At 69.3% G+C, this 19,966-nt stretch carries 21 protein-coding genes; 7 read left to right on the plus strand and 14 right to left on the minus strand.

Annotated features, from left to right (window positions below):
* Positions 1-178: 178 nt before the first annotated feature.
* A complete protein-coding gene (locus NO345_RS00685; RefSeq protein WP_256295805.1) occupies positions 179-994 on the plus strand; it encodes a hypothetical protein in 816 nt (271 codons plus the stop codon).
* 33 nt (positions 995-1,027) lie between these two features.
* Here NO345_RS00685 and NO345_RS00690 read toward each other — a convergent pair whose 3' ends face one another.
* Positions 1,028-1,915: an ArsR/SmtB family transcription factor gene (locus tag NO345_RS00690; RefSeq protein WP_256295806.1), complete on the minus strand. Its 888-nt coding sequence runs from the start codon at positions 1,913-1,915 to the stop codon at positions 1,028-1,030.
* Between the two features lie 79 nt (positions 1,916-1,994).
* Positions 1,995-4,145 (minus strand): heterodisulfide reductase-related iron-sulfur binding cluster, encoded by a 2,151-nt coding sequence (locus tag NO345_RS00695; protein ID WP_256295807.1) that lies wholly within the window; start codon positions 4,143-4,145, stop codon positions 1,995-1,997.
* A gap of 210 nt (positions 4,146-4,355) precedes the next feature.
* On the opposite strand from NO345_RS00695, the gene NO345_RS00700 reads away from it, so the two are divergent.
* Both NO345_RS00700 and NO345_RS00705 read left to right on the plus strand, forming a co-directional pair.
* Entirely contained in the window at positions 4,356-4,952 is a 597-nt protein-coding gene (locus NO345_RS00700; protein ID WP_256295808.1) for a conditioned medium-induced protein 4, read from the plus strand.
* A 25-nt stretch (positions 4,953-4,977) separates the two neighbouring features.
* The gene (locus NO345_RS00705; protein WP_256295809.1) at positions 4,978-5,631 is read left to right on the plus strand and encodes a Dna2/Cas4 domain-containing protein; all 654 of its coding nucleotides are present in this window, start codon (positions 4,978-4,980) and stop codon (positions 5,629-5,631) included.
* A gap of 22 nt (positions 5,632-5,653) precedes the next feature.
* On the opposite strand, the gene NO345_RS00710 is transcribed toward NO345_RS00705, so the two are convergent.
* The 4 genes from NO345_RS00710 to NO345_RS00725 form a co-directional block, all read right to left on the minus strand.
* On the minus strand, positions 5,654-6,118 hold the full coding sequence (locus tag NO345_RS00710; RefSeq protein WP_256295810.1) for a GyrI-like domain-containing protein: 465 nt from the start codon (positions 6,116-6,118) through the stop codon (positions 5,654-5,656).
* 68 nt (positions 6,119-6,186) lie between these two features.
* Positions 6,187-6,771 carry an L-threonylcarbamoyladenylate synthase gene (locus NO345_RS00715; RefSeq protein ID WP_256295811.1) on the minus strand — a complete coding sequence of 195 codons (585 nt, stop codon included), beginning with the start codon at positions 6,769-6,771 and terminating at the stop codon, positions 6,187-6,189.
* A 53-nt stretch (positions 6,772-6,824) separates the two neighbouring features.
* Positions 6,825-7,340, minus strand: coding sequence for a redoxin domain-containing protein (locus NO345_RS00720; RefSeq protein WP_256295812.1), 516 nt, complete (start codon positions 7,338-7,340; stop codon positions 6,825-6,827).
* Positions 7,340-7,600: a glutathione S-transferase N-terminal domain-containing protein gene (locus tag NO345_RS00725; RefSeq protein WP_256295813.1), complete on the minus strand. Its 261-nt coding sequence runs from the start codon at positions 7,598-7,600 to the stop codon at positions 7,340-7,342. Before NO345_RS00725 ends, NO345_RS00720 begins: the two co-directional genes overlap by 1 nt.
* A gap of 122 nt (positions 7,601-7,722) precedes the next feature.
* Between NO345_RS00725 and NO345_RS00730 the strand changes: the two genes are divergently transcribed.
* A complete protein-coding gene (locus NO345_RS00730; RefSeq protein WP_256295814.1) occupies positions 7,723-9,129 on the plus strand; it encodes a hemolysin family protein in 1,407 nt (468 codons plus the stop codon).
* A gap of 30 nt (positions 9,130-9,159) precedes the next feature.
* Here NO345_RS00730 and NO345_RS00735 read toward each other — a convergent pair whose 3' ends face one another.
* Together NO345_RS00735 and NO345_RS00740 are read right to left on the minus strand one after the other, a co-directional pair.
* A complete protein-coding gene (locus NO345_RS00735) occupies positions 9,160-10,344 on the minus strand; it encodes an inorganic phosphate transporter (RefSeq protein WP_256295815.1) in 1,185 nt (394 codons plus the stop codon).
* A 120-nt stretch (positions 10,345-10,464) separates the two neighbouring features.
* Positions 10,465-11,157 carry a DUF5828 family protein gene (locus NO345_RS00740; protein ID WP_256295816.1) on the minus strand — a complete coding sequence of 231 codons (693 nt, stop codon included), beginning with the start codon at positions 11,155-11,157 and terminating at the stop codon, positions 10,465-10,467.
* A gap of 108 nt (positions 11,158-11,265) precedes the next feature.
* Between NO345_RS00740 and upp the strand changes: the two genes are divergently transcribed.
* The 3 genes from upp to NO345_RS00755 all read left to right on the plus strand — a co-directional run bounded on the left by upp (position 11,266) and on the right by NO345_RS00755 (position 15,029).
* Positions 11,266-11,943: a uracil phosphoribosyltransferase gene (upp, locus tag NO345_RS00745; RefSeq protein ID WP_256295817.1), complete on the plus strand. Its 678-nt coding sequence runs from the start codon at positions 11,266-11,268 to the stop codon at positions 11,941-11,943.
* Between the two features lie 41 nt (positions 11,944-11,984).
* Positions 11,985-12,194: a DUF7569 family protein gene (locus NO345_RS00750; protein WP_256295818.1), complete on the plus strand. Its 210-nt coding sequence runs from the start codon at positions 11,985-11,987 to the stop codon at positions 12,192-12,194.
* Between the two features lie 360 nt (positions 12,195-12,554).
* Positions 12,555-15,029, plus strand: a complete 2,475-nt coding sequence (locus tag NO345_RS00755; protein WP_256295819.1) for a hybrid sensor histidine kinase/response regulator — start codon at positions 12,555-12,557, stop codon at positions 15,027-15,029.
* 54 nt (positions 15,030-15,083) lie between these two features.
* Here the strand turns inward: NO345_RS00755 and NO345_RS00760 are convergent, their stop codons facing one another.
* From NO345_RS00760 to hisB, 6 genes are all read right to left on the minus strand, one after another.
* Positions 15,084-15,353 (minus strand): hypothetical protein, encoded by a 270-nt coding sequence (locus NO345_RS00760; RefSeq protein ID WP_256295820.1) that lies wholly within the window; start codon positions 15,351-15,353, stop codon positions 15,084-15,086.
* An 86-nt stretch (positions 15,354-15,439) separates the two neighbouring features.
* Positions 15,440-17,536: a S9 family peptidase gene (locus tag NO345_RS00765; protein WP_256295821.1), complete on the minus strand. Its 2,097-nt coding sequence runs from the start codon at positions 17,534-17,536 to the stop codon at positions 15,440-15,442.
* A gap of 56 nt (positions 17,537-17,592) precedes the next feature.
* Positions 17,593-18,192 carry an IMPACT family protein gene (locus tag NO345_RS00770; protein ID WP_256295822.1) on the minus strand — a complete coding sequence of 200 codons (600 nt, stop codon included), beginning with the start codon at positions 18,190-18,192 and terminating at the stop codon, positions 17,593-17,595.
* Positions 18,189-18,713: a hypothetical protein gene (locus NO345_RS00775; RefSeq protein ID WP_256295823.1), complete on the minus strand. Its 525-nt coding sequence runs from the start codon at positions 18,711-18,713 to the stop codon at positions 18,189-18,191. Before NO345_RS00775 ends, NO345_RS00770 begins: the two co-directional genes overlap by 4 nt.
* Positions 18,714-18,757: 44 nt before the next feature.
* Positions 18,758-19,261 carry a TrpY family transcription regulator gene (gene trpY / locus NO345_RS00780; protein ID WP_256295824.1) on the minus strand — a complete coding sequence of 168 codons (504 nt, stop codon included), beginning with the start codon at positions 19,259-19,261 and terminating at the stop codon, positions 18,758-18,760.
* A 48-nt stretch (positions 19,262-19,309) separates the two neighbouring features.
* Positions 19,310-19,897 (minus strand): imidazoleglycerol-phosphate dehydratase HisB, encoded by a 588-nt coding sequence (gene hisB, locus NO345_RS00785; protein WP_256295825.1) that lies wholly within the window; start codon positions 19,895-19,897, stop codon positions 19,310-19,312.
* Between the last annotated feature and the right edge of the window lie 69 nt (positions 19,898-19,966).

Here is a 19,966-nt window from a genome sequence, read left to right on the forward strand (position 1 = left end):
GGACGTGTGTAATTCGCCGGTAAGAAGGCGTCGATATATGCACGAACCGTGCTATCCCACGCCGCGAAGGGGACCGCGTGCCGACTAAGCCGGTCTTACCTGACACGTCTGTTCGAAGCTGTCACGTAACGTCCGAGTACTATTCTCGCGCGTTGTCGATGCCACGACCGCTCCACCTATGCCCACCCCGTCCTCCCACGACGACGATTCCGACGCTGCCGGACTCTCCCGTCGCCGACTGCTCCAGCTCTCGAGCGGGGCGGTCGCCGTGACGGGCGTCGGCACCGCGACCACCGCCGCCGCCACTCCAGCGACCGACACCCGTGACACGGTCCGCTGTCCCCACGCCACGTACCGACCGAAGATGGTCCACTACGACGACTCGCTCCACCGGACCTGCGGCGACTCCGAGGCGACGCGGCTGTTCCAGCGCGACGTCCGCCGGTCGTTCGAGCGGAACCTCCCGACGGTCGGGACGCTCCTCGACGCCGGCTTCATCCCGTACTTCGACTTCTTCGCCGACGACGGGACGTCCCACTGGATAAACCCTCGGTGGATCGGCAACGGTGGCATCATGGACGCCAGCCGCCCCGAGTCCGTCATCGTCGACCACGAGTACTGGCGTCCCATCGGCGCGATGTTCATCGCGGCGCGGAACGGCGACCGCATCGACCCGCCGCCGTCGGTGTACGACGACGACGGCAGGGAGTGCCGCCCGTGGCACACCCACGTCGGCTTTCCCGGTCGCTACGCCTGGTGGAAGTACCGGCTCGTCTACGACGACTACATCCGGTTCCCGTGTGACACGCCGTGGATGATGCACGTCTGGCGCTACGGCGACCCCGCCCGGGCCTACGACCACGCCCCGCCCGCCGACGGTGGCCCGCCAGCCGAGCCCGCCGGCTTCGACACCGACGCCGACCCGCGCGAGGAGACGCTCGCCCCCGAGCACCTGCCAGACGCGCTCCGGGAGCAGGTCGAGCGACTCTGGTGACCGGCACCCCCTGGGATCAACTGGTCTCGTCGGTTACTCCTCCGGTTCGCCCTCGACGACCTCGGTGCGGACCACCTCGAGGTCGCCGTCGAGCGACACCAGACAGGTGTCGCCGTCGGCGTGGAATCGCACCCTGACGCGCCACGGGTCGCGGGAAACGTACTCGACGTGTTCGTCGGTGACGTACTGGTTCACCTCCCAGTAGGGCCGGTCGCGGAGCGAGGCGTCGCGGTCCCGGTGGAACCGTTCGACCGCCGGATGGCGGTACGCCAGCGCACCGAAGGAGGTCGTCGTCCGGCGACCGCAGACCGTGCAGTCGAAGACGGCGAGGGCGTCGTACCGGATGGAGCCGGGCGCCTCGTCGGTGACCGACGGTTCGACGACGCCCCCGCAGTCCGCACAGAGTCCCTGGGCCGCCTGCTCGGTGCCGAGGCGTGACCAGCGGTCGAAGGCGTCGACGACCTGCTCGGGGTCGCGCCCCCGGACGACCGTCGGCGGGACCCGAACCGCGAGCACGGTCGCGTCGCAGTCGCCGCAGGTGACGGTGAACCGTTCGTCCTCGTAGGCCGCCGACAGCACCTCGGCACCGCAGTCGATGCACTCGCCGTCGATGTCGAACGGCTCGAGGCGCTGTTCGTCGGTGTAGGTCCCGGCGGTGACCGCGCGGGCGAGCCGTCGGCCCGCCGCGGTGAGCTCGTACCCGTCGTCACCCTTCGCGACGAACCGCGGCCGGAGCTGCTTGAGGTGGTAGTTGAACTTCGCGCTGTCGCGCACGTCGACCCGTCGGTGCAGCTCGGCGAACGCGAGCGGCGTCCCGCGTGCCTCGTGGAGCGCATCGAGGATCGCCAGTCGGCTCGCGTCGCCGAGCAGCGAGAACGCTGCGGCGGCGTCTCGTGTGTCGTCCAGGTCGTCAGCTGCCATCGTTCGAGATAGTCGTGGCGTCCACAAAAAACTGGGCCAGCGCCGCCTGCGTCGGGGGACGTCGTCTTGTCCGGGGCCGCTACAGCCCGGCCGTCTCGCGCTCGCCGATGGCCTCGACGACGAGCTCGGCCACGTCGACGATCTCGATGTCGTCCTCGAAGCCGCCGGTCTTCCGGCCGTCCTCGTACATCGTCATGCACATCGGGCAGGCGACGACGAACTTCTCGATCTCCGAGCCCGCAGCGGTGTCCTCGAGCGCCTCGCGGAGTCGCTCCTCGCTGGGCTTCTCCTCCTCCTCCAGTTCCATCCAGAGACCACCGCCGCCGCCACCGCAGCAGAACGAGTCGGCGCGGTTGCGCGGCATCTCGTGGAGCTCGCAGCCGGTGGCCTTCACGAGTTCGCGCGGGGCCTCGTACTCGTCGTTGTACCGGCCGAGGTGACACGGGTCGTGGTAGGTGACGGTGTAGTCGAGCTCGTCCCCGGAGAGCCCGAGCCGGGGGACGAGTTCCTCGACGACCTGCGTCCAGTGGTAGACGTCGATCTCGCCGTCCGCGTTCCACGTGCCCTCGTAGTCGAACGGCATCACGGGGTCGTCGGCGAACTCCTCGAAGTCGACCTCGGGGTACTCGTTCTTGATGGTGTTGTAGGAGTGCGGGTCCGTGCAGACGATCTTCTCGAACTCGCAGTCCTCGAAGGACTCGACGTGGTGGCCCGCCAGCTCGATGTAGAGGAACTCCTCGCCGACGCGGCGGATGTCGTTGCCGTCGTACTTCTCGTCGTCGAACAGGATACCGAAGCTCACGTCGGCCGCGTCGAGGATGGTCGCCAGCGAGCGGGCGACCTTCTTGTTTCGGTCGTCGAAGCTCGGGTAGTCGCCGACGTACCAGAGGTACTCGACCTCCTGCTCGCGGGCGTCGGCCACGTCGACGTCGACGTCGTCGGCCCAGTCGCCGCGCTTCCGGTTGGGGTCGCCGAAGGTGTTGCCCTTCTGCATCACGTTCTGGAACACCTCCTGCATCGAGGGCTGTATCTCCCCGGCGTCGGTCAGTTCGCGGTTCATCCGGGTGAAGCTCTTCAGGTGCTCGATCTCGACGGGGCAGGCGTCCATGCAGGCCATGCAGGACATGCAGGACTCCATCGTGTCGGCGTCGATGACCGACGTGCCGCCGTCGGCGACGATGGCCTTCTCGTCACCGCCGGCCTCGAGGTTCTCGCGGTACTGCTTCAGGTCGAGGATGACGTCGCGCGGGTCGAGCGGGCGACCGGAGGCCTTCGCCGGACAGACCGAGGAACAGCGGCCGCACTTCGTGCAGGCGTCCTGGTCGAGGATCTCCTTCCAGCTGAAGTGGTCGATGCTCGCGGCACCCGTCTCGGCGTCGAGGTCGGCCGGGACCGAGGGGAGCCGCTTGCCCGCCTTCTCGTCGCGGGTGACGACGTTCGCGAACGAGGAGAGCATGTGGAACGGCTTCGCGAACGGGATGAGCGCGATGAACCCGAACGCGAGCAGGGCGTGGCTCCACCACACCGCGACGTAGACGTCGGCGGCGAGAGTCGGCGTGACGCCGACAGCCTGGAACGACCGGGCGGTGAACCAGCCGACGAAGCTGACGATCTCGTACTCCGGCATCGAGGTGCTGCCCGCACCCTCGCCGAGGATGCGCAGGCCCTCGACGACGTAGCCGCCGACCCCGAGCAGGAACAGCGTCCAGACGAACAGGGTGTCCTCGGTGCTGGTGTGCTTGCCCCAGAGGCGCTCGTTGCGCACCCAGTAGCGCCGGTAGATGGCCATGCCGACGCCGACGACGAACAGCAGCCCCATCGCGTCCATCACGAGCGAGTAGGAGAGGTAGAACGCGCCCTGCAGGAACGGCTCGTTGCCCAGCGCCTTCTGCCAGAGGTCGATGTCGATGCCGATGATGACGGTCCCGATGAACAGCGTGAGAAAGCCCCACATGATGAACGTGTGCATCAGGCCCCCGTACAGGTCGCGGTTGAACTGCTTCTCGTTGGTGGCGACGATCTTCGTCGCCTCGACGACACGCGAGACGATGTCGTCGGTCCGGTCGAACCAGTCATCCGCGCCGCGCGTGTACCGCATGAACCGCCGGTAGACGCCCCAGCCGAACGTCAGCAGCGCCATCGCAGCGAAGAAGTAGAACACGATCTCCTGGACGTGGCCTATCTGCCAGAACGTCTCCCGTCCGGGGGTCTGTAACGGCGGAACTGTCATAGTCTACCACCCGGACGACGGCGGCTTAAATCTTGCCACACCTCTCGGACGGGACCCCGGCTACGTCTTGCGGGAATCTCGAACCGGTTTCCAGTTTACCGCGGGCTGGTTCCCCTCCGGCGATTCCGGACGAGCAACGTGCCGACCGGTGGAAGCCCAACCAGTTCACCGCAGTCTTTTATACCTCGTCCGCGTTATCGTCCTGTCACGATGGACAGAAAGACGGAGGAACTGCGCGACATCTTCATGTCCGTGGCCGAAGAGGAGACGGTCACGGAGACACAGGAGGAGTCGCGCGGCTCGCTCGCCGACAGGGGTGACGTCGGCCAGCGCCTGTCCGACGTCGTCGAGCGGATGCGCGAGCGGTACGCGTTCCGGACCGACCTCGACGACGACGAGCTGTGTGCGCTGGTCCGCGGCTTCTACGACGGCGAGACCGACGCCGACCTCGCGCGCGAGCTCGACGTCTCCCGACACACCGTGTTCAGGGCGCGGATGGACCTGCACCTGCTCCGCGAGAGCGACCTCGACGCACCGTTCGACCTCGACGTCCTGCGCGACTGGCTCGACGACGAGGACCCGCTGACGGACGTCGCCGACGACCTCGACGTGAGCGCGTCGACCGTGCGTCGCTACCGCGACGCGCTCGCCGCCCGCAACGAGTCCCGCGCCGCGAACGACCGCTACCGCGACGAGTTCGACAGCATCCTCGCCGACAGCGACCTGACCGGCGGGCTCACGGACGACGTGAAGGACGACGGGCTGGAGGACGCGACGGAGGACGCGGAAGTCGACGTCTCGTTTTAAGTAGGAAGCCGGGGCCAGAGGGGGCGTGCTCGCGTTCAGCGACCTCCGCGAGGCGACCTACTGCCCGCGCAAGTTGTACTACGTCCGCCGCGCCGACCGGTCGGTCCCCGACGAGGTCGAGGCGGTCCGTGAGCTGGCCCACCGGTACGACGCCATCCTCGCCGGCGGCTGCGACGAGGAGCTCGCGGAGCTGGCAGCAGTCCCACCCCCGGCGTACCGCGAGCAGCTCCGCCACACCGTCGAGCGTTGTCCCCGGTTCGACGCCCTCCGTGAGCCCGCCGCACGGGACGTGCTGGTGACCGGACGCGACTGCCGCGGTATCGCGGGGAAGGTGCTCGCGGACCCGCCCGCCCCGTCGCTCGTCTCGCCCGGGAGGCCGCCCGAGAACGGCGTCTGGGAGCCACACTCGGTGTGGGCCGTCGCGGCCGCGAAGGCGCTCGCGTGGGAGAACGGGACGTCGGTCGAGCGGGCGTTCGTCGAGTACCCCGCATACGGGACGGTCCGCACCGTCGAGGTCACAGCACGACGGACGGCGGCCTACCGGCGGGCGATGCGCACCGTCGAGGGGATCGACGGGCCGCCGCCGCGGCTCAGGAACAGCGCGAAGTGCGAGTCCTGCGAGTTCGCCGACACCTGCGGGGTGAAGACGCGGACGCTGCGCTCGCTGCTCGGGCTGTAGCCCTCGCCACGATACCGGTCGCTCAGTCGGCGACCGGGACGTACACGTCCAGCGTCGCATCGCCGTCGCGGGGGTCGAAGTCGGGACCGTAGTACTCGAACTCGGGGTCGTCGGTGCGCTCGAACTCCACCGACGGGAACCACTCGTCGTACACGTAGTCCATCAGCGTCTCGACCTCGTCGAGCCCGACGGTGAACACCGCGTAGTTCCCGCCGGGTACCTCGACCCGGTCGAGCGTCGGCGGGATCTCCGTCCCGTTCGACGGTTCGACGCCGACGAGGTACGTGAAGGAGCCGGTCCCGTCGTCGAAGTCGAACAGGACGCCGAACGCCTCGTCGGAGTCGATGCGGTCGGTGTAGGAACTGTGGCGGCTGTCGAACTCGCTCCAGTGTGCGCCGAGGTCGGTCTGGTCGGTCGCGCGTGTCGAGAGCCCGACGACGGTGAACCCGTCACGGTGGACCATTCGCGGGTCGTCGATGCTGGTCATGCGGTGGCTACGAGTTCAGTCGCCTTGACGGTTGCTGGCCTCGCCCGGTCATCGCCGGTGGCTCGCCGTCACTCCTCGGCCAGCCAGTCCTCGATGCGGTCGGCGAGCGCGCCGCGGCGGTGGATCTCGCCGGTCTCGACGTCGACGACGGTGCTCTCGGTGCCGTCGGTCGGGCCGTCGTCGACGACGTGGTCCACCCGCTCCAGGAACTCCTCGTCGAGGTCTGCGGGGTCGGTGACGCTCGGTCGCCCGCTCAGGTTCGCGCTCGTCGCCGTGACCGGCGTCCCGGCGGCCCGGTACAGCGCCAGCGCCGTCGCGTGGTCCGGCACACGGACGCCGACCTGCTCGCGACCGGCGGTCAGCACGTCCGGGACGTGTTCGCGGCGCTGGCAGAGCACCGTCACCGGGCCGGGCAGGAACTCGTCCATGAACGACTCCTCGCGCCCGGTCGCCAGCACGTGCTCCGTCGCGGTCTCGACGTCGGGGACGCCGAGGGAGACGGGCTTGTCGCGGGCCCGTCCCTTCGCCTCGAACACGCGCTCGACGGCGTCGGGGTCGAGCGCGTCGGCACCGAGTCCGTACACCGTCTCGGTCGGGTAGACGACGAGGCCGCCCTCGCGGACCACCTCGCCGGCGTGTGCCACGTCGGTCATGGCGGGAGCTACTCCGGGGGAGCCTAAAAGCGTGTCAGAATCCCCGAACCGGCCTACAGCTCGTCGAGCGCGGTCTCGACCGCGTCGTAGTCGGGGAAGTCGGGCCACTCGCGGGCGACCCAGGCGTACTGGACCGTGCGGTCCCCGTCGACGAGGAAGACCGCGGGCCGGAACTCCGCGACGCCGGCCATCCCGTCGAGGTCGTTCTCGATGCCGTACTCGGCGGCGACGCCGGCGGCGGGGTCCGAGAACAGGGCGTGGTCGATGCCGCGCTCCTCGATGAGCCGCTTGTGAGCGTACGGGTCCGAGACCGAGATGCCGACGACCTGCGCGTCGAAGCGCTCGCCCCACTCGCGGTCGCGGATCTCGTTCCAGACGTACGTCGCCGGGAACGCCCCGTCCATCGAGTGGGCGACGAGCAGCACCGGCCCCTCGTCGGTCAGGTCCGAGAGCGAGACGTCCTCCCAGTACTCCTCGTTCACCAGCGGACGGGTGAAGTCGGGTGCCGTCTCGTCGACCGCGACGTGCTCCGTCTCGGGCAGGTCGACCACGTCGAACTCGAGCTCCATCAGGCCTCACCCCCGTAGGTCGCGTGGAGGTAGTCGACGATGTTCGCGCTCTCGGACATCGTGACGCCGGTGTTCTCGTCGACGATGGCCGGCACGGTTCGCTTGCCGGAGACGCGCTTGACGACGTTCCGTCGGGAGTGCAACGGCTCGACGAATCGCGAGCGGTAGTCGAGGTCGTACTCGTCGAGTACGCGGACGACACGCTCGCAGAACGGGCACGCCTGGAGCCGGTAGAGTGTGATGGGTGGTGCCTCGGACATACACACAGGTAGGCGCGTCGGCTCCGAAAGGGCTTCGCTCGCGGCAGCGGCCTCGATTCCGTCGAACCGGTCAGGAAACAAGAAAAGAGTTAATCCCGGGGGCTACCAAGCCTCAGTGTCGAATGGGTTCATTGCCTAGTCTCGCGTCCGTGGAGCCCCCCGCACTGTACGAGGTTCCGATAATCGGCGTCAATCTCTCGGAGCCCGTCATCACGGTGCTCGGTGTCGTGACCATCGGGATTCTCATCGGTCTCTCGGCGTTCTTCTCCTCGTCGGAGATCGCGATGTTCTCGCTCGCGAAGCACCGGATCGAGTCGATGCGCGAGGAGGGGAAGCCGGGCTCGGCGACCGTCGCCGAGCTGAAGGACGACCCGCACCGCCTGCTGGTCACCATCCTCGTCGGGAACAACCTCGTCAACATCGCGATGTCGTCCATCGCGACGGGGCTGTTCGCCATCTACCTCGACCAGGGGCCGGCGGTCGCGGTCGCGACGCTCACCATCACCGCCCTCGTCCTGTTGTTCGGCGAGAGCGCACCCAAGAGCTACGCGGTCGAGAACACCGAGTCGTGGGCGCTGCGCATCGCCCGCCCGCTGAAGTGGTCCGAGTACGTCCTGCTCCCGCTCATCCTCATCTTCGACTACCTCACCCGCATCGTCAACAAGGTCACCGGCGGCCGGTCGGCCATCGAGAGCTCCTACGTGACCCGCGACGAGATTCAGAACATGATCGAGACCGGCGAGCGCGAGGGCGTCATCGAGGAGGAGGAGCGCGAGATGCTCCAGCGCATCTTCCGGTTCAACAACACCATCGCCAAGGAGGTGATGACGCCGCGGCTGGACATGACCGGCGTCCCGAAGGACGCCGCCATCGACGAGGCCATCGAGACGGCCATCCACTCCGGCCACGCCCGCGTCCCGGTGTACGAGGGCAGCCTCGACAACGTCATCGGGGTCGTCCACATCCGCGACCTCGTCCGCGACAACAACTACGGCGAGACCGAGCCCGACGACATCGAGCTCGAGGACCTCATCCAGCCGACGCTGCACGTCCCCGAGTCGAAGAACGTCGACGAGCTGATGGCCGAGATGCGCGAGAACCGCATGCACATGGTCATCGTCATCGACGAGTTCGGCACCACCGAGGGCCTCGTGACGATGGAGGACATGATAGAGGAGATCGTCGGCGAGATCCTCGAAGGCGAGGAGGAGGAGCCCATCGAGGAGGTCGACGACGACACGTTCATCGTCAAGGGCGAGCTCAACATCGAGGACGTCAACGAGGCGATGGGCATCGACCTCCCCGAGGGCGAGGAGTTCGAGACCATCGCCGGCTTCATCTTCAACCGTGCGGGCCGGCTCGTCGAGGAGGGCGAGCAGATCACCTACGACGGGATCGAGATCACCGTCGAGCAGGTCGAGAACACCCGCATCATGAAGGCGCTCCTCACCCGCATCGACGACGGCGGCGGGGAGTCCGGCGACGGCGACGACGTCGACGCCGAGCCGGACGAGCTCCAGCCGGAGTAGTCGACTCGACGTTCTTCGTGTCCCCGTCGCTCAGAGCAACAGCGCATCGACGGCGAGGAAGCCGACGTAGGCGACGACGAACGACAGCACGAGCGAGCCGACCCACGCGAGCACCGTATTCACCATCTTCTCCCGGCTCACGCCGCCCCCGCCGGCCGCGTAGCCGCTGCCGATGATGGCGCTGACGATGATCTCGTTGAACGAGACGGGGATGCCGAAGAAGATGGCGACCTGTGCGATGGCGAAGCTCGGGATGAGCGCGGCGATGGAGCGACGCGGCCCGAGCGAGGAGTAGTCCTGCGAGAGCGCCTTGATCATCCGCGGCGCACCCGTCCACGAGCCGACGAGCAGGCCGACCCCGCCGCCGACGAGCACCGCCACGAGCGGCACGTCGAACTCCGACAGCAGCGGCGCGAGCGGGCCGACCGCGAGCCCGACCTGGCTCCCGCCCGCGGAGAAGGCGACGAGCCCGCCGAGCACGAGGAGGAAGCGCCGCTGTGCACCCGCCTGGTCCCGGGCCACGTCGCGGGCGAGGACCAGCGCGACGGCCAGCGCGATGCCGAGGGTGACCAGCACTGTCGCGGCGAGGCCGGGCAGCGGGAGGACGGGCGCGAGCGTCGCCGCGATGGACGCGCTCCCGTCGGGCGGGCCGAGCAGGGCGAACTCCACGTTCGCGAGGATAGCACCGACGAGCCCGGCGAGCCCGGGCACGAGCCAGCCCTCGTTCAGCGCGTTGCCCCGCAACGCCCGCGCGGTGGCGTACGCCGTTCCCCCGCCGAGAAACGGCGTCAGCACCCATAGCGTCGTTATCTCGACGTACTTGGCGAACTGCGGGGTACCGCCCATCGCGAGGCCGACGCCGACGACCGCGCCGGTGACGGTGAACGCGGTGGCGATGGGGTAGCCCGCGAAGATGCCGATGGCGACCAGTACCGCGGCGACGAGCAGTCCCACGGTGGCGGCCTCGGCCGACAGCGTCACGCCGCCGACGAGTTCCTTGCCCACCGCCTCCGTGACGCCCTGGCCCTGCAGTACGGCCCCGGCGAACCCGAGGATACCGACGAAGAAGCCCGCCCGCATCACCGAGATGGCGTTCGCCCCGACCGCCGGCGCGAACGGCGTCGACCCGGAGGAGCCCGCGCCGATGGACCACGCCATGAACAGACTCGCCAGTCCCGCGACGACGAACGTCGCGACCGTCGCGGCACCTACCATTGCTCGGAGCCTCGGCTGGCGGCTATAAGTGGGTGTCGCCTCCAGGGTGTCGGTGCTGGTTCGAGTGATGCGGTCGGACGGCGCGAACTCGCCGTGAAGATAGGGGTATCGACGCTCCGTTCAGTTCGTCGAGGGTTTCGACCGGTCCTCGGACGGTGGCGGCTCGACGCCCTCGGCGGCCTCGACGTGTGTGGTGTCCTTCTCGACGTCGACGTGCCACCGGTCGACGGTGTCCTCGTACTCGTAGAGGCGGTCGCCGACCTCGCCCTTGAGGTCCTCGTCGTTGACGTTCACCTCGAAGATGAACTCGTCGTCCTCGCCGGCGGACTGCTGGAGGTTCGCGCTGACGAGCTCGTTGTCGAAGTAGTAGGGCGCGAGCTGGGTCATCACGCGCTGGTAGACGGTGTCCTCGACCTTGCGGAGGGCCTTCCGGCCGGCCGAGTCGGCGGCGCGCGCGACGTACCCGATGGACTCGTTCCACTTGTCCACCGCCGAGTCGGCGTCGCCGTCCTCGAGCTTCTCGTAGGACTGCGAGAGCTTCTCGCCGGCGGTCTGGACGTCCTCGTTGGGTTGCTTGCCTGCTTTCTCTCCCTGCCCCTCGCCGACGCTGGCCTGCTCTGCGGTCTTCTCGCTGACGTCCTCGTCGATGTCCTCGGTGGCCTTCGGTCGCCACTCGTTCCACTCGGCGAACGCGTCGGCGTGCTCGCCGTCGTTCACGTCGAGGTCGCGCAGGGCGCGGGTGATGCGCTCGCCGTGTTCGACGACCTCGGGCCAGGTTCCGCGGATCTTGAACCCGGAGATGCTCTCTTCCATCGGCTTGCACCGGCATATGGCCCCGTTCGTGATAAACTTTCCAGGGAGTCACGGAGTAGCAGGGCGCGAATCGAACGATTTTACAGGTTCGCCCGCGCTGTTGGGTGTATGACTATCGAAGACCGCGGCGACGCGTACCTCGTCACCCACGCACTGGCGACGGACACGCTCACGAAGCTCCGCAGCGTCGAGACGGAACAGGTCGCGTTCCGGAAGGGCCTGGTCAAGCTCGGCCGCATCTGTGGCTACGAGATCATCGACGGTCGGATGGAGACACAGTACGTCGAGGTGCAGACGCCGCTCGAGAAGACGATGGGCGAGCGCGTGAAGGGACTCGACGACGTGGTCATCATCAACGTCCTGCGTGCCGCGACGCCGTTCGTCGAGGGGCTGTTGAAGGCGTTCCCGCGCGCCCGACAGGGCGTCATCTCGGCCTCGCGCGACGAGGAGGCGGGCCGCAACGAGGCGGGCGAGTTCCCCATCACCATCGACTACGTGAAGCTGCCCGAGATCAACGAGGAGGACACCGTCATCGTCGCCGACCCGATGCTCGCGACGGGCTCGACGATGAACGCGGTCCTCGACCACGTCACCGAGCAGGCACCGGACCCGGAGCACCTCATCGTGCTCTCGGCTGTGAGCGCGCCCGACGGACTCATCCGCGTCGGCGAGCAGTTCCCCGAGGCCGACCTGCTCACCGTCGCCATCGACGACCACCTCGACGACAACGGCTTCATCGTCCCCGGGCTGGGCGACGCGGGCGACCGCGCGTTCCGCACGACGTGAGGACCTGAACGCCTTTAACCGCCGAGTGTGACGACCAGAGCATGACCGAGGACCCGTGTGACGACTGCGGCGAGCCAGTCAGCGACGCGCTCTCGCGGACCGTCCAGCTGGCGGTCGACCGTACGCAGATCGACGCACAGCGACTCTGCCCCGACTGCTTCGCGGACTGGATCGACCGCTACCAGCACGAGATGGGGACCGACGACGGTTCGTCGGTCGACATCGACGACGACGACATCATCGTCGACTAGAACCCCCTCGCTTCGCCTCGAACCCGCACGCAGGCGACGGCAACGCCGTGGAGATGCTCCGGACGAAACGACCCGACCGAGGGCTCCGGAGACGACCGGACCGCTCCGGAGCAGTCGTGGACCGTGCGTGCGACCGCCGAGCCGAACCCCTTCGTTTCGGCTCCGAACCGCACGACTGGGGCCGGGTAGCGCGGCTGATTCTCCGGTCGAAACGTACCTCTGTTCGGCGACGGTACGCGGGGTGCTTCCCGGCCGGTCGATCCCGCAGCCAGGGGGGGACGATGGCACCTGAGCGCCGGGGCCGGCGGGTACCTCTTTACACTAGCCGCCCCCAGATACGGCACGGAACCACTGGTCCACATGACAGGTACAGGCGAGACCATCGACGTCCTCCACGTCGACGACGACCCGGCGTTCGCCGAACTCGTCGCGACGTTCCTCCGTAGCGAGGACGAGCGGATGACCGTCAGGACGGCCGCGAGCGCCGCGGAGGGACTGGCGCTGCTCGAGGACGCCGACGTGGACTGCGTCGTCTCGGACTACGACATGCCCGGGCAGAACGGCATCGAGTTCCTCGAAACCGTCCGCGAGCACCATCCGGAGCTCCCGTTCATCCTCTACACCGGCAAGGGTTCGGAGGAGGTCGCCAGCGAGGCCATCTCGGCCGGCGTCACCGACTACCTCCAGAAGGGGACCGGCAGCGACCAGTACGCCATCCTCGCGAACCGCATCGGGAACGCCGTGGCGGCCCGCCGGTCGGCCAGCGAGGCCGAGCGACGGCGGCGACGGCTCGAGGAGACCACCGCTCGGCTCGAGGTGCTGTTCGAGGACTCCCCCGACATGGTCAACGTCCACGACGCCTCGGGCTCCATCATCGACCCGAACGCGAAGCTGTGCGAGGCGACGGGCTACGAGCACGACGAGCTCACCGAGATGAAGGTCTGGGAGCTCGACCGGGCACTTTCGCCCGCGGAGGCCGCCGATCTCTGGGACGGGATGGCCGTCGGCGACAGCCGCCGACTGGACGGCGTCTACGAGCGGCGCGACGGCTCGACGTTCCCGGTCGAGGTCCACGTGAAGCGGCTCGACCTCGAGGGGGCGGACCGGTTCGTCGCCATCAGCCGCGACGTCTCGGAGCGCGTCGAACGCGAGCGGAAGCTGGAGCAGCTCCGCGAGCGCACCCAGGAGCTGATGTACACCGAGACGATCGAGGAGAGCACCTGCCACGCGGTCGCGGCCGCCGACGAGATAATCGGTGCCCCGCTGAGCGGCGTGCACCTGGTGAACGACGACGGGAGCGCGCTCGAGCCGAGCGCGGTCGCGGAGTCCATCCCCGACGTGTTCGAGGACCTGCCGCGGTTCGAGCGGGACGGCGTCCCCGGTTCGCGGGAGGCACTCGCCTGGGACGTCTACCACAGCGGCGAGCCGGTGTACATCGGGTCGCTCTCGGCCTCGGACCGGGTGACCGAGGAGAGTCCCGCCGAGAGCGTCGCCATCCACCCGCTCGGCGAGCACGGCGTGTTCATCATCTCCTCGCGGGAGCGCGATGCGTTCACCGACACGGACCGCCTGCTCGCCGAGATCCTGGCGAACAACCTCGAGGCGACGCTCGACCGTGTCGCCCGCGAGCAGACGCTCCGGACCCGGCAGAACCGCCTCAGACTGCTCCACGAGGCCACGCGCGACCTGATCCGTGCCGACTCGACCCGGGAGGTAACAGAGCGCATCGCCGAGGCCGCCGAGGAGATACTCGGCTTCTCGCTCACCGTCGTGCGGCTGTACGACCCCGACGAGGGGGGGCTGGTGCCGGTCGCGCAGACGGAGGCGGTCGGGGACATCTTCCCGGAGCGGGAGGTGTTCACGCCGGCGGACGGGAGCCTCAACTGGGAGGTCTACGAGTCCGGCGCGGTACGGATCATCGACGACATCGAGTCGCTCGACGACTCGGTGGACCGTGGCACGGGGCTGCGCAGTCTCATGCTGCTCCCGATGGGCGAGTTCGGCACCATCTCCGTCGGCGAGACCGTCCCGCGGGCGCTCGGCGACACGGACGAGTTCCTGGCACGCATCCTGGCCACGGCGGGGGAGACGGCACTCCAGTCCCAGGAGCAGCGGGCCGACCTCGAGGCACGCCAGACCGAACTCGAGCGCCAGAACGAACGGCTGGAGGAGTTCGCGAGCGTCATCAGCCACGACCTCCGCAACCCGCTGAACGTGGCGAGCCTGAACCTCGCACTGGTCGCCGAGGAGTGCGACAGCGAGTACCTCGACGGGGTCGAGCGCGCCCACGACCGGATGGAGGCGCTCATCGAGGACCTCCTCACGCTCGCACGCGAGGGCGAGACGCCGACTGACCTCACGGCGGTCGACCTCGACGCGCTGGTCGAGAGCTGTTGGCAGACCGTCGACACCCGGGACGGACGGCTCGTCGTCGAGACCGAAGCGACGGTCCGCGCCGACGAAGGACGCCTCCGGCAGCTGTTCGAGAACCTGTTCCGGAACTGTGTGGAACACGCCTCGACGACTGGCCGACGGGAGTCGGCCGACGGTGCCACGAACGGCGGGACGGAGCCGAGCGACGGGGGCGGCGTGACGGTGACCGTCGGCGACGTCGAGGGCGGCTTCTACGTCGCCGACGACGGATCGGGTATCCCACCCGACGACCGCGAACAGGTGTTCGAGGCGGGCTACACCACCAGGGAGGACGGCACGGGCTTCGGCCTCCGCATCGTCCAGCAGGTCGCGGAGTCACACGGCTGGTCGGTCCAGGCGACCGAGAGCGAGGACGGCGGTGCACGGTTCGAGGTCACCGGTGTCGACTTCGCGGGCGAGTAGCCACGCTGGCGCGAGCGTCGACGTCGGCCGGCCGGCGGTACGGTCGCCGGGGACTCACCCGTGTCCTGCCTCCCCGCCGACCATCGCCTTCGCCTTCATCTCCGTCTCGTCGGTCCCCGAGTCGTCGTCGGACGCTGGTCGCTCCTTCGACCGTGCATTCTTCCCCATCGCGACCGCCATGACGAGGGCGGCGAGGCCGAAGAGGCCGGCGGAGAGGGACGCCGGCGCACCGAGGACGAGGCTGCCGACGCTGCCGAGGACACACGCGACGGCGAGCTTGCCGTACGCGTTGAGGCGGGGACGCTCGGAATCAGGGTCCGTCATACGTCGACGTACGGTGGAGGGGCGGGAAAGTGGGTGGCCTGACATCGAAAGCGCCCCGCGCACTCGTGGTGGGGTCCGCGCGGACCTCAGGCGTCCCCGTCGCCGTCGGCGTCACCCGCCGACAGCCCCGCACCGGGTTCGCGCTCCAGCGCCGGGGGGACATCGCGGTGGTCGCTGTAGCCGTCGAACCAGCGGCGGATGCGCTCGATGCGGTCGACGACGTGGCCGGGCTCGCCGGAGCGGGAGAGCTCGTGGCCCTCGCGCGGGTAGCGCACGAACCGGGCGTCGGTGTCGGTCTTCCTGAGCGCACGGAAGAGGAACTCCGCGCCGTCGACGGGCACCCGGAAGTCGTTCTCCGAGTGGAGCACGAGCGTCGGCGCGTCGATGTCGTCGGCGTGGGCGACCGGCGAGTGCTCCCAGAGGAACGCGGGGTCGTCCCACGGGTCGGTACCGAAGTCGCCCTCGACGAGGTGGTACGCGACGTCGGTCGAGCCGTAGAACCCGAGCAGGTCGTAGACGCCGCGCTGGGCGACCGTCGCGTCGAACCGGTCGCTGGTCGCGGCGAGCCACGCGGAGAGGTAGCCGCCGAAGGAGCCGCCGGTGAGGAAGACGTTCCCGCCGTCGACATCGTCGCGCCCGGTCACGTGCTCGACGCCGGCGAGCACGTCCGCGCCGGTCACGTCGCCCCAGTCGCGCTCGATGGCCTGCATGAACGCCTCGCCGTAGCCCGCCGACCCGCGGGGGTTGCAGAAGAAGACGGCGTAGCCCGCCGACGCGAGGGACTGGAACTCGTGCCACATCGTCCCCGACTCCGACCACATGATGTGCGGGCCGCCGTGGACGTTCACGACGAGCGGGCTCTCGCCGTCGGCGTCGGGCGGCGTCAGCAGCCAGCCCTGTATCTCGTCGCCCTCGCCGTTCCCGAACCGCAACTCCTCTGGCTGTGGCACCGCCACGCCGTCCAGCACGTCGGCGTTGACCCGGGTGAGCCGCGCTCCCTCGCCGCCGCCCGGCGTGGAGACGAACACGTCGCCGGGGTGGTCCCACTCGCTGGCCGTGTAGGCGAGCACGTCCCGGCCGACGTGGGCCGCGTCGACGTCCATCCCCTCGCCCGCGACGACGGTCGACGGGTCCGGCGCGTCGTCACCGTCGTCGGCATCCCAGGGGAGCCGCCGGAGCACCACCGACCCCTCGTCGGGCGTGGTGACGTACAGCCGCTCCTCGTCGGCCCCCCACTCCAGCACCGCGTGGTAGGCCATCGTCCGGTCCATGCCCGCGGTCGGCGTGTGCGTCTCGTCGCTCGCCGGGTCGTACACGCGGACCTCGGTCTGCTGCAGGGTGGAGCGCTCCTCGGGCGACTGGAAGTACGCCACCCGCCCGTCGCTCGCCGCCCGGACGAGCCCGCCCCAGCCCTCGTCGCGCGTGAGCAGATCGTCGCCGTCCGGCTCGTCAGGGTCGCACGTCCGGAGCTCGAGCCGGATGGCGTCGTCGGCGTCCGTCTCGCCCTCGCGGGGAACCCGCCGACCGAAGTACAGTGTCTCGTCGTCGACCCACGTCGGCGAGAAGTGGTCCGCGTCGGCGTCGGTGAGTCGCGTGATGGCGTCGCCCGCGCTCTCGCCGTCGCTCCCGACGTCGTCCACCGCGTCCACGTCCACGACGTACACCTGCGGCCGCTTCCCGTCGAAGTAGCGTCCGTCGGCCCGGTACACCGTCCGGTCGATGACGCGGGGGTCCGGCTCCCCGGGCTCGTACTCCCCGTCGACCCACCGGTCCCGGTCCGCCTCGCGATCCTCCGGCGACACCTGCTGGACGAACGCGACCCGGCTCCCGTCCGGGCTCCAGGTCGGCGACGCGACCCCGCCCGCGACCGACGTGACCTGCCGCGCCTCGCCGCCGTCCGTCGGCACGACCCAGAGCTGGCTCCGGTCGTCCTCGCCACGGGTGCTCGTGAACGCCAGCCGGTCACCCGACGGCGACCAGCGCGGCGCGGCGTCGACGCCCTCGCTGACGGTGAACCGTCGCGGCTCGTCGCCCCCGACCGGTGCGACGTACACCGTCGCCTCGTACTCCTCGTCGTCCCTGGGGACGTTGCGGACGTACGCCACCCGCTCGCCCCCCGGCGCGACCCGCGGCTCGGAGACGCTCGCGAGCCCGTGGAAGTCGCTCGCATCGATTGAATCCATGGGCGCGACTTTGGCTGGGGGTGGGTTAGGCGTTCGGTTCGGAGAAACACGTCGGCCTACGACAGCTCCACGCGCCCGCTCGTCGCGCTGCGGAGTCGGTCACGGAGCGCCGCGGCCTCGGCGACGGGCACCCGCACGTCGAAGCTGACGCGTTCGGCGTATTCGGCGTCGAACTCGCAGTCGGCGCTCTCGAGGATGCCCCGCACGGTGCCGGAGTCGTCGTACTCGACGGTGACAGCGACGGCCTCGTGGGGGCGCTCCTCGACGACGCCCGCGGCGTCGAGCGCGTCCTTCACCGACTGGCCGTAGGCGCTGACGAGGCCGCCGACGCCGAGGTTCGTCCCGCCGTAGTAGCGCGTGACGACGACGACCACGTTCTCGACGTCCTGCCCCTGGAGCACGTTGAGCGCCGGTTTCCCCGCGCTGCCGGAGGGCTCGCCGTCGTCGCTCGACCACTCGCGGAACGGGTCGGTGCGGACGCGGTAGGCCGGGACGTTGTGCGTCGCGTCGGCGTACTCCGTGCGGATGTCGTCGATGAACTCCTCCGCGGCGGCGACGCTCTCGACGGGACTGACGTGGCCGATGAACTCCGAGCCCTGGACGGTGAAGGAGGTGCGGGCGGGTTCGGCGACGGTCAGGTAGGTGTCCCCGGTCACGGGGCCGCCTCCGCGTCGGCGTCGCGGGCGTCGTCGTCGGTCGCGCCGTCGGCCGCGTCGTCGCCGAAGCGTTCGTGGTACAGCAGCACCGAGAGGATGCCGAGCAGCAGGGCCTCGATGGTCTTGGTCGTCACGAGCCGCCAGTCGCCGAGCAGGTGCTCGACGAGCGTGGTGAGGGGTGTACCGTGGCTGTGCCCGGTGGACTCCCAGGCGTAGGCGATGACCTCGTTGCCCTCGGCGTGGCCGCCGAGCAGCAGCCAGCCGACGAGATACGAGAGCGCGAGGACGATGCCCAGACCGTAGACGTAGTCCCGGCGGAGGCCGTAGGCGGCCAGCCCGATACCGACGAGCACCGCGAGCGAGGAGAGCACGAACAGCGTCTGTCGCGGGTCGGTGAACGGCGTCCCGGCCTGCAGGTAGAGGTACTGCCGGGGGAGGCCGATCCAGAGGTGGATACCCGCGGTCGCGGCCGCGAGCTGCGCCGCGGTGAAGCGCAGGGCGACCTCGACGTTCTCGTCCATACCGGCACTCCGGTCGCCGAGCCCAATAGCGCGTCGGTTCGGCGCTACTGGAGCTCTATCTTCCGGACGAACGGGAGCGCGCGGATCTCGTTGATGAGGTCGCCCGGGAGGGGTTCGTCGGTGACGAGGTGGAGCTTCGGGTCGTCGGTGAACTCGGGGTCCTCGCTGATGGTCTGTCGGATGGAGATGTCGTGTTCGGCGAGCAGGCCGGTCACCTGCGAGACGATGCCCTTCTGCTCGGCGTCGGACACCTCGACGGTGAGGACGGTCAGGTCGAGCACGGGCGCGAGGTCCATCAGACTGGGCACCTGCGAGATGTTCTGGAAGATGCGCCGCAGCTCCTCGTCGTCGAGGATGGCGTCCGTCGTGGAGTCGACGACGCGCCGGTCGACGCCGATCTCGCGGGCGATGCCCGTGTTGGGGATCTCGATGCCGCCGGAGACCACCCGCCCCTCGTCGTTCACGGAGAAGCCGCGCTCGAGCAGCAGTCGGATGACCGCCTGCTGGCTCGGGGAGCCCTCGAACTTCTCCATGATCTCGTCGAACATACCTGTCCGGACCGACGACAGGCGACGCGAAAGAACTGTCGACTCGGCCTACAGCTCGCCCTTCGTGCTCGGCGTGTCGCTCCGGCGCTCGTCCACCCGCGTCGCGTCGTCCAGCGAGCGCGCCAGCGCCTTGAACAGCGCCTCGACCTCGTGGTGGGCGTTGTCGCCGTCGACCTCGCAGTGCAGCGTCAGGTCGGCGTTCATCGCCAGCGACATCGCGAAGTGCTCGGCCATGTGGCTGGTGAACTCGCCGACGCGCTCCTGCGAGAACTCGCCGTCGAACGCGAAGTAGGGGCGGCCCGAGACGTCGACGACGACGCCCGCGACCGCCTCGTCGAGCGGGACTTTCCGGTCTGCGTAGCGGACGATGCCGCGCTTGTCGCCCAGCGCCTCCGCGAACGCCTCGCCGAGGACGATGGCGACGTCCTCGACGGTGTGGTGGTCGTCGATCTCCGTGTCGCCGTCGCAGTGGACGGTCAGGTCGAACAGCCCGTGCTTGGCGAACGACGCGAGCATGTGGTCGAAGAAGCCGACGCCGGTGTCGACCTCGCTGTCGCCGTCGCCGTCGACGACGAGGGTCAGGTCGATCTCCGTCTCGGCAGTCTCCCGCGAGACGGCCGCGCTTCGGTCGCTCATACCGCAACCCAACCGTCGGGTGGCCAAAGCAGTTGCGCTCGCCGCAGGCCGACCTCCGCCCGTCGCTCG

This window comes from Haloarchaeobius salinus, assembly GCF_024464185.1.
GTDB lineage: Archaea > Halobacteriota > Halobacteria > Halobacteriales > Natrialbaceae > Haloarchaeobius > Haloarchaeobius salinus.

Coding starts and splice junctions, on each gene's coding strand:
- NO345_RS00685 (WP_256295805.1), top strand. CDS start 179: ATGCCCACCCCGTCCTCCCACGACGACGATTCCGACGCTGCCGGACTC.
- NO345_RS00690 (WP_256295806.1), bottom strand. CDS start 1,915: ATGGCAGCTGACGACCTGGACGACACACGAGACGCCGCCGCAGCGTTC.
- NO345_RS00695 (WP_256295807.1), bottom strand. CDS start 4,145: ATGACAGTTCCGCCGTTACAGACCCCCGGACGGGAGACGTTCTGGCAG.
- NO345_RS00700 (WP_256295808.1), top strand. CDS start 4,356: ATGGACAGAAAGACGGAGGAACTGCGCGACATCTTCATGTCCGTGGCC.
- NO345_RS00710 (WP_256295810.1), bottom strand. CDS start 6,118: ATGACCAGCATCGACGACCCGCGAATGGTCCACCGTGACGGGTTCACC.
- NO345_RS00715 (WP_256295811.1), bottom strand. CDS start 6,771: ATGACCGACGTGGCACACGCCGGCGAGGTGGTCCGCGAGGGCGGCCTC.
- NO345_RS00720 (WP_256295812.1), bottom strand. CDS start 7,340: ATGGAGCTCGAGTTCGACGTGGTCGACCTGCCCGAGACGGAGCACGTC.
- NO345_RS00725 (WP_256295813.1), bottom strand. CDS start 7,600: ATGTCCGAGGCACCACCCATCACACTCTACCGGCTCCAGGCGTGCCCG.
- NO345_RS00730 (WP_256295814.1), top strand. CDS start 7,723: ATGGGTTCATTGCCTAGTCTCGCGTCCGTGGAGCCCCCCGCACTGTAC.
- NO345_RS00735 (WP_256295815.1), bottom strand. CDS start 10,344: ATGGTAGGTGCCGCGACGGTCGCGACGTTCGTCGTCGCGGGACTGGCG.
- NO345_RS00740 (WP_256295816.1), bottom strand. CDS start 11,157: ATGGAAGAGAGCATCTCCGGGTTCAAGATCCGCGGAACCTGGCCCGAG.
- upp (WP_256295817.1), top strand. CDS start 11,266: ATGACTATCGAAGACCGCGGCGACGCGTACCTCGTCACCCACGCACTG.
- NO345_RS00750 (WP_256295818.1), top strand. CDS start 11,985: ATGACCGAGGACCCGTGTGACGACTGCGGCGAGCCAGTCAGCGACGCG.
- NO345_RS00755 (WP_256295819.1), top strand. CDS start 12,555: ATGACAGGTACAGGCGAGACCATCGACGTCCTCCACGTCGACGACGAC.
- NO345_RS00760 (WP_256295820.1), bottom strand. CDS start 15,353: ATGACGGACCCTGATTCCGAGCGTCCCCGCCTCAACGCGTACGGCAAG.
- NO345_RS00765 (WP_256295821.1), bottom strand. CDS start 17,536: ATGGATTCAATCGATGCGAGCGACTTCCACGGGCTCGCGAGCGTCTCC.
- NO345_RS00775 (WP_256295823.1), bottom strand. CDS start 18,713: ATGGACGAGAACGTCGAGGTCGCCCTGCGCTTCACCGCGGCGCAGCTC.
- trpY (WP_256295824.1), bottom strand. CDS start 19,261: ATGTTCGACGAGATCATGGAGAAGTTCGAGGGCTCCCCGAGCCAGCAG.
- hisB (WP_256295825.1), bottom strand. CDS start 19,897: ATGAGCGACCGAAGCGCGGCCGTCTCGCGGGAGACTGCCGAGACGGAG.